The 9549-nt window shown below is 40.7% G+C and carries 4 protein-coding genes and 1 pseudogene; 4 read left to right on the forward strand and 1 reads right to left on the reverse strand.

Features of this window, described 5'->3' with window-relative positions; all coding sequences use genetic code 11:
* Positions 1–15 precede the first annotated feature (15 nt).
* Genes D1614_RS02745 through D1614_RS02760 form a run of 4 tightly spaced genes read left to right on the forward strand, consistent with a single transcriptional unit; the run spans position 16 to position 8194 of the window.
* On the forward strand, positions 16–3723 hold the full coding sequence (locus D1614_RS02745; protein WP_119436325.1) for a LamG-like jellyroll fold domain-containing protein: 3708 nt from the start codon (positions 16–18) through the stop codon (positions 3721–3723).
* 35 nt (positions 3724–3758) lie between these two features.
* Complete coding sequence (locus D1614_RS02750; protein ID WP_119436326.1) at positions 3759–5333, forward strand: arylsulfatase; 1575 nt, start codon at positions 3759–3761, stop codon at positions 5331–5333.
* 24 nt (positions 5334–5357) lie between these two features.
* The gene (locus D1614_RS02755) at positions 5358–6776 is read left to right on the forward strand and encodes a sulfatase family protein (RefSeq protein ID WP_119436327.1); all 1419 of its coding nucleotides are present in this window, start codon (positions 5358–5360) and stop codon (positions 6774–6776) included.
* Positions 6777–6784: 8 nt separating this feature from the next.
* The gene (locus D1614_RS02760; protein WP_119436328.1) at positions 6785–8194 is read left to right on the forward strand and encodes a sulfatase; all 1410 of its coding nucleotides are present in this window, start codon (positions 6785–6787) and stop codon (positions 8192–8194) included.
* Between the two features lie 529 nt (positions 8195–8723).
* Here D1614_RS02760 and D1614_RS26460 read toward each other — a convergent pair.
* Positions 8724–9016 (reverse strand): annotated as a pseudogene (locus D1614_RS26460) (transposase).
* Between the last annotated feature and the right edge of the window lie 533 nt (positions 9017–9549).

Genomic DNA, 9549 nt, shown 5'->3' on the forward strand with positions numbered 1-9549 from the left:
TTGATCTGTAATACAATGAAGGATACCTTACCAACAAGAACCATAAAAGGAATACTTGCCATTATTTTATTCATTGGGGGGATTTCGTGCCAGAATAAAAAATCAGTCGAAAATTATACTGATGATTATCCTGTGTGGATAGAAATGATGGAACAACCTGATGTTAAAATGGCAGAAGTCCGTAAAGCTTTCGATCAGTACTGGGAGAACCATCAACATTTCAGAGGAGATCGCAGCAAACAATTTGAACAGTGGTATACCGTCAACTCGCGCAGACTTGACGAGGCAGGAAAAGTGATTTCGGCCAAGCAGGTAAGCGCCGAATTTCAACGTCTGAAACTAAAATCGGGTGCTGAAATGCAGGGAAACTGGTTTAACTACGGCCCAATTGGTGTCGGCCCTCGTTCGGGTGTGAAAAAAGATGGAGGACGAGTGAAAGACATTGAATTTCATCCCACTGACAGCAGTATCTTTTCTGTTTCAACGTTCAAAGGAGGTTTGTTTCGTACAAAAAACTACGGAACATCGTGGGCACCACTTACCGATAACCTGACAGAACAGGTGTATGTTTGTGAAATTGATAATAATGATCCCAATACTATTTATATCGGAACCGATCTTGGTGTTTATAAATCAATCAATGATGGCGAAAGCTGGGAACCAACTCCGGTAGGTTCTGAAACAAAATCGTTATTATTGAAAAACAACAATCAGAATGTGATAATCGCCGGAACAGAGATTGGAATTTACCGCTCAACAGATGGTGGAACAAGTTGGACGTTGGTTCAGGTGGCCGATAAAGTGGAAGATCTTGATTCACACCCTTCAAATCCTGAAATAATGTATGCAGCAACCAATGGCGCCACAAGCGAATTCTTCCGTTCTGCCGACGGTGGCGAGACTTGGACAAAAAATACCACTTTCGAAAAAGGTTGTTTTATGGGAGTTGCTATAACACCCGCCCAGCCTGATTATGTATACTTGATTAATCTTCGTGATCATTTGGGAGAGGATTCTTTTGAAGGATTTTATCTTTCTATGGATGCAGGATTAAATTTCACCAAACAATCTGGCATCACTCCTTGTATTTCGGGGTATAACGATGATGGTTCCATTTCAAGAGGGCAACCCAATTACAACCTCTTTATTTGTGCTGATCCGGTAAATGCCGATATTGTGTATGCAGGTGGAGTAAAATCATGGAAATCATCAGACAAAGGCAAAACCTGGAGCCTGGCATTTAATGATAATACTACGGATGGTGGCGGACTGCATCTTGACCAGTTGAACTGGGCTTACTCTCCGCATGATAATAATATTTTTGCAGTAAACGACGGCGGGGTTTATTTACTTCAGAAAGACAAAAAATTCAGGCCGCTAACCGATGGATTGCCCATTGCCGAAGTTTATGAATGTACCCAGAGCCAAACCATGAAAACGAATGTTGCAGGCGGCACGATGCACTGCGGTGTAAAACTAAACTACAACGGCGAATGGTTTACACCTTGGGGAGGCGATGAAGCAACCTGCATCATTGATCCAACAAACGAAAACTATATTTATCATTTAAAATATGAAAAGATAAGCCGATCAACAGACGGAGGATTTCATTTTCAGCGTATTAATGCACAAGATGCCGACCGGGGATATTATACCGGAACGGGAACCCTGGATCATGCTGACCCGAATATGCTTTATGTTGGATTGTTGGAAGTAGAACGCACAAAAAATGCCCGTGCTGCAAATGTTGATTGGGAAAAGATTTCAAATTTTGGAGGTTCTGAAAAAATACAAAAAGTGGAGCAAAGTTCCGCCGATAGAAATATTTTGTATGTTGCGAGGGGAAGCACATTTTACAGGAGTGATAATGCAAGTGAAAGTTTGCCAACATTTTCGAACCTGACATCAAAGCTGCCAGCTTCAGGCCAGGTTTCTGAAATTGCAACACACCCCACAAACGCTAACCTGGTTTATATCTTACTGGGAAGCCAAATCTACAAATCAGCCGACAAGGGTAATACATGGAGCAATATAACGGAAAATCTTCCGGGTGTGGCACTGCTGGAAATGACACTTGATAAAACAGCGAAGGAAGGGATTTATATTGGTACCGATATTGGAGTGTATTACAAGGACAGCACAATGACCTCCTGGATTGATTATTCGAAAGACTTACCCGGAATACGTGTATCGGGAATGGATATTTATTACGGTGATAACCGTGATGATAGTTTTATAACGATTTCTACCGATGGCCGCGGTTTCTGGCGCTCATTACTCTACGGAGTAAACGGAAAGCAGCCGGTTGCCGATTTTACGGTTGATAAAGACAACGTATTCACTTCCGAGACCATCAGCGTTACAAACACATCGCCCGACGATCCGGTTAGTACTTTTAAATGGATCATTGAAGGAAGTTCACCGTCTGTGAGATTTGAACAAAATCCTGTCGTAGTTTTTAACAAGCCCGGATCTTATAAAATAACATTGGAAGTAAGCAACAGTGAAGGAACCATCCAAAAAAGTAAAAACATAACTGTTAATCCTGTGATGACTCCCGAAGCTGATTTTACAGCAAATAATACCATCGTTTTTACAGGTGGCTTTGTGCTTTTCAGTGATGCATCTTTAAACCTTCCGTTGAAATGGGAATGGACATTCGAAGGGGGTGAACCTGCAAGCAGTACAGAACAAAATCCTACAGTAACCTACAATTCAGCAGGAACATATAGCGTAAAATTGAAAGTAAGCAACGAAGCAGGACAAGATTCGATCGTAAAAAACAGCTATATTACTGTGACGGAAAACAGTGGCTCCGGAGATCTCCAGGTACATTATGCGTTTGATAACGATTTAAGTGATCTTTCTTCTTACAAAAGGAATTTGATAGCGTTTGGCGATTATACACCTGAATTTACAAGTGACCGAAATGGCAATTCCAACGAAGCTTATCTGACCCCGGGAAATAACAATCAGTACCTGTCTGCCGGATACAAAGGCATTGAAGGGAACAAGGAGCGTACTGTTACTGCATGGTTTAAAACCAATTCAACGGGGCCGGCACGAAAAACCATCGTATCATGGGGTCGAAATTCAGAAGGACAGATGTTTAACCTGATGGTTTTTGAGAATGGAAGAATAAGGGTAGAAGCTGGCAGTTGTAATGTACAATCATACTCTGGCGGGTTGAATGACGGACAATGGCATCATGTTGCGGTAACTTATAATCCGGCTGACGGAGACAAATTGAAAGACATAAAAATATATATCGACGGACAGTATGACTCTAATCGCCCGGATGGAACAGGCGAGTCATATCGCTCTCAGGATGTGAGTATAAATACCGATGTAAATGAAAATAACATCCGCATCGGATCGGTTCAGTATGCCGATTATTATTTCCCGGGATCTATTGATGATGTTCGTTTATACAGCAAAAGCCTGTCAGATGCTGAGATCAGTGATATTTGTGGATTGAAAACCGATATCTTTATTCAAAAAGACAAAAAAAAAGTTGTCATGATTTCAGGCAATGAAATGATAAAAGTCCAACTTAATATAGCTGATCTTTCATTTTTTTACCTATACGATATAAAGGGAAGTTTACTGACCATTCAACAATTAAATCCCGGAATGAATGAAATTCCCGCAAAAAAGGGAATCTACATTGCAAGGGTAAAAACAGGGAATACGCTGGAAACCGAAAAGGTGATCAGCTACTAATTCAGAAAAAGTATACAAGATAAAACATATTTGAAATGAAATTATTTGCTAAAGGCAGCTCAGTGCTGGCAATCTCATGCTTGGTTCTACTTCTTTCAGCCTGTTCCAATCAGGATAAAAAAGTAGAAAACAAAGCGAACAAACCCAACATTATCTATATTCTGGCCGACGATTTAGGGTATGGAGATGTAGGTTGCAATGGACAAAAATTAATTGAAACACCGAACATAGACAAGCTTGCTGCTGAAGGAATGCGTTTTACTCAGCATTATGCGGGGGCACCCGTCTGTGCTCCGTCCCGGTGTGTATTATTAACCGGACAACACACCGGTCATTCTCAAATTAGGGGTAATGACGAGTGGAAAGAAAGAGGCGACGTTTGGAATTATTTAGCCCAGCTGGCTGATTCTACGCTTGAGGGCCAGCGGCCATTGGAGGAAGGAACAGAAACACTGGCAAGTCTGATGAAAAAAGCAGGTTATTCAACCGGCATGATTGGGAAATGGGGACTCGGAGCGCCAAACACCACCAGTACTCCAACCCAAAAAGGATTCGATTTCTTTGTCGGGTACAACTGCCAGCGACAGGCCCATACATTTTATCCGGTTCATCTGTACAAAAATGACAAAAGACTATACCTGGGCAACGATACGGTTGCACCTAACACCAAACTCGATCCGGAAGCTGATCCTTACAATTTAGCCAGTTATTCAAAATACACCTTGCAACATTATGCTCCGGATGTTATGTTTTCGGAAATGATGGGATTTATGGATGAACACAAAGATGACCCATTCTTTTTTTATTGGGCCACAACGATCCCGCACGCACCGCTGCAGGCACCGCAGCGCTGGATTGACTATTACGTGAAAAAATTTGGCGACGAAGAACCTTATCTAGGAGACAAAGGCTATTTTCCACAACGCTACCCGCATGCTGCATATGCTGCAATGATTTCTTATCTCGACGAAAACATTGGGAAACTGGTTCAGAAACTAAAAGATATGGGAGTTTATGATAATACACTCATTATATTCACCTCCGACAATGGTCCCACGTATAATGGCGGAACAGATTCACCCTGGTTCGACAGTGGCGGTCCGTTCAAAAGCGAATACGGCTGGGGTAAAGGGTTTGTGCACGAGGGCGGTTTTCGTGTTCCGATGATTGCATCATGGCCTGATAAAATTAAACCGGGCAAAGTTTCAGACCATATCTCTGCATTCTGGGACGTAATGCCAACATTCTGCGACATTGCAGGTATCGCTTCTCCGTCAAATGCCGACGGGATGAGCTTTCTGCCAACACTGCTTGGCGCAGAGCAACCCGAGCATCCCTATCTCTACTGGGAATATCCGGAATATGGGGGACAACAGGCGGTTCGTATCGGAAACTGGAAAGGCATTCGAAAAGACATTATAAAAACCGGAAATCTAAAACTGGAGCTTTACGATTTAAGTAACGACATTCAGGAATTGAATGATGTCGCTTCAGAACATCCCGATATCATTAAACAAATGGAAGATATCATGCAAAAAGAGCACAAAATGGCTAAATCGGGGCGTTTTAGAATGAAAGCGCTTGGCGATGATGTAGAAGTTGAAGAGTAAAGCAAAACTTCAAAAAAAAATCTTATGTATTTAAAAACCATATTCTTTATTTCAATTCTTGTTGCCCTTTTTTCACCCTTCATAAATGCTCAGGGAATAACAAGGCCAAACATCATCCATATTATTGCGGACGATGTAGGCTATGACGATTTAGGCTGTTTTGGCGCAAAAGACATTAAGACACCTAACCTAGATAAAATGGCTGCCGATGGGATGAAATTCACTGATTTTTATACCCCTCACGGAACTTGTACACCTTCACGTGCTTCTGTCTTAACCGGGCGTTATGCATGCAGGGTTAACAACAATACAGGGTTGTATGTGCTTTTTCCGCACTCAACCACCGGACTGGAAGATGAACTGGAAGTTTCGATAACCGAGTTATTAAAGGAACAAGGTTACACTACAGGTTTATACGGAAAATGGCATTTGGGGCATTTACCCCAGTACCTGCCTTATGTTCACGGTTTGGATGAATTCCTTGGTATTCCGTATCCCAACGATCACGGTCCGGAGAGGATTGGTAACTCGGGTTGGCGCCCGAACGGAATCAGCGATCCTCAAATTCCGCTAATCGAGCAAGCTCAGGTAATCAAAAGATGCGACAACAATGATCTGGCAGAACTTCCGGCACTTTTTACACGCGAAGCCTGTAAATTCATTTATCGTGCAGTTCAGGAAGATAAACCATTTTATCTTCAGTATGCCAACATAGAAACACACACTCCCTATTTTGTACCACGAGGTTTCGAGGGGCAAAGCAAAGCCGGTGCCTATGGCGACGCTGTTGAATATCTTGACCGCTCAGTGGGTATTATTCTGAATACATTAAAAAGACTGAAAATTGAAGACAATACCATTATTGTATTTACTTCAGATAATGGTCCGCTGGTGCACCGCGACGAAGAACTGGAAAACTGCTACGGAAAATTCGGTTTTACCGATGAAAAACGTGATCACATTCTGCGCGAAGGTAAGTACCAGGAACGTTTCGACGGCGGTATCCGTGTTTCATGCATCATGAAGTGGCCCGGAAATATTCCGGCTTCTACTCAATGTGACGAAATAATTACTGGAATGGATTTGTTTACCACTTTTGCCGATGTTGCCGGTGCTTCAATTCCAACCGACAGGGTAATTGACGGGAAAGACATTCAACCATTAATGAAAGGTGAACAAGATGCCCATTCGCCACATAAAGCGGTTTATGGATTTACAGCCAATGGCAAATTAATGAGCGTTCGCTACAAAAATTGGAAGCTTATTCTTCCGGGTAAGCATTGGACAGGCAATTTTGAAACACCTCAACTATATGATCTTAATGACGATCAGGGAGAAGGAAACAATGTAGCAGAGGCGAATCCTAAAGTAGTCGGAGAGATGATGGAAATGGCAGAAAACGCAGCCACAGCAATGCAGAATAATAAACCAGTTGATAATTGATTTTCTCGATGAAAACTATTTTCCGATTACTACTCCTGGTTCAGATACTTTCTGTTTACAACGTATCATTTGCATCTGACAAGCAAAACAGGGAGAAAGTAAACCTACTCATTATTAACATTGATGACATGGGATGGCGTGACGTCGGTTTTATGGGGTCTGAATATTATGAAACGCCTAACATCGACAAACTGGCTTCTGAAGGAATGGCTTTTACAAATGCATATGCCGGAGCATCGAATTGTGCACCAAGCAGGGCGTGTATGATGAGCGGACAATGGACTCCGAGACATGGAATTTACACTGTTGACTCATCGGAACGAGGTAAAAAACAGGATAGAAAACTTATTCCGATAAAGAACAATGATTACATTTCCGAGGATAATCTACTGTTGCCACAAGTTTTGCAAAATGCAGGTTATGTTACTTGTCATGCCGGAAAATGGCATTTATCCGACGATCCTAAAACGTTTGGATTTCAATACAACATCGGAGGTAGCCATGCCGGAAATCCGGGAAGTTATTACCCTCCGTATAAGAATGTTCCTTCCATAAAAGCTATATCGGAAGATGACTATTTGACCAACCAAATCATGGACAATGTTTTGGATTTTATTGACTCCGTTAACAACGATCCTTTTTTCCTCTATTACGCACCATATGCTGTGCATTCACCTCTTCAACCGGTAAAATCGTTGTTACCTAAATACCAGAACAAGAAGCAATGGAATGGTCAGGATAATATGAAATATGCAACCATGGTTGAAAACATAGACACTCAAATAGGGCGCCTGATAAAAAAGCTGAAAGAAAAAGGTCTATTGGATAATACTTTCATTGTTTTTACTTCGGACAATGGCGGTGTTTACAATATAACAAAGCAGTGGCCTTTACGCGCTGGTAAAGGATCTTATTATGAAGGAGGTATCAGGGTCCCAACATTTTTCTACTGGAAAGACAAAATTAGTGGAAACTCCCGGTCAGATGTTCCGGTGAGTAACCTCGATTTTTATCCAACATTATTGGATGCTGCCAATATTGATAAACCTGGTGATAAAATTTTAGACGGAATTAGTCTTCTGCCCTTGTTGACTGAATCCCAAAGGCCGGCAGACAGGGCTTTATACTGGCATTTCCCAATATACCTGGATGGAGGAAACGAGGAGACTCAAGACCCACTATTCCGAACCCGCCCCGGATCTGCGATAAGATATGGGGACTGGAAGTTGATTCAATATTTTGAGAATAATGATATTGAATTATACAACCTCAAAACAGATATTGAGGAAAGACATAATCTGAATTTTTCTCATCCTGAGATAGTGGAGGAATTATTAAGGAGTTTAAATGAATGGAGAAAGGTGATAAAAGCACCAAGTCCTATCGAAATAAATCCAGAATACATTGAGAGTCGATAAAATGTTATAATATTCACTACTTTCCTTGTATTGTATGATTTGAATATCTATGTCGGATAATCAAATAGAAGAGAGGGCCAGAGTGGTGTTTTTTAAGGGAAAAAATACTATATCCGAAAAGAAGAGGCATATAAAGTGTTTAAGAAGATGCTGATTCGCTGGTCACACATAATTACTTCATAGTGAATGAATATGTGACTGAAGTAAATATTTTGGACAGCACATTACAACCCAACGAAATGAAACAACAAATGGAAGATTGTATAGTAAGGAATAATTCATTTTCTTCTGATTATTTTTCGGTTGCAATGACAGAATACAACAATCGCATACCGCATACTACTGACCTGAGTTCGATTTTAGAACAGGGCAATTTGATCGGTTTTAATCACCTCATATTTTATTGCGGGCTTTTTAGAAAAAAAGCAATAAGCAATTAGGACTGAGATCAGGTTTGGGATGAGTTTTTAAGTAACTGGTGACGGAAATGTTCAATTGAGCGGATGTTTTTCAGCTGATCTTCGAGAGTTTAAATTACGGGTCGTTTACAGAGCAAGGCTTTGTCTTTCATTTCTATCTGTACGTTTTTCAAATTCTTAGGGATGTGAGTAATTAGGTGCAAGTCATCAATAAACAAAATCTCTGTAAGTTTCTGTGAGACATGGCCTTTGTAGTATAGAGTTTCTCTTTAAGTTTTTTGATAAACTTTTTGTCCTTCAATGGTTCCCTGTCATAGGTATCTTCGGAAGTGATAACAAAATTCAATATTTCCACTTTGTCGTTAATCACAAAATGCAACTTGGAGCCAATGACGTAGTTCATGGTGGATTTTCATCTTTGGGAATGCCATCGAATATTTTATGACGGGGGATTCGTGGCTCCATACCAGAAGGTGGTGTGGAACTATCGAAATACGGAATTTTAGGTATGATAAGAATATAAAAGGTACTGAAATTTTACTTCGGCTTTTTTATTAGATTATCAAGGTGAAAGAAATGTCAAATATTTAAGTCGTTATTTCAGGAATAGGATTGAAATCCGCGATTCCGAAAAGGCAAAAAACAACTAATTCTCGCACTTTAAGTGACCTTTTTTATTTTCGACATACCAATGCCATATCTGAAGAGGAAAAACTAAAATAATCTGGAGGCAGGTTGAAATATAGCTGAATGTTTTAAGTAGAGATACCCTTGCATGGCATTGATGTATAGTGATTTGCGTTGTATGTTAAATTAATTTGTCATACTCTACTTTAACCTCTCTGAGCCAATATATCCTTTTAGGATTTGCATACTTATTTTCTTCGCACCCTTTCCATTTTAGTAAAGTTGATCTCAGTTAATGAAAGTAGCCCA

It is taken from the genome of Maribellus luteus (assembly GCF_003576475.1).
In the GTDB taxonomy this organism is placed as follows: domain Bacteria; phylum Bacteroidota; class Bacteroidia; order Bacteroidales; family Prolixibacteraceae; genus Draconibacterium; species Draconibacterium luteum.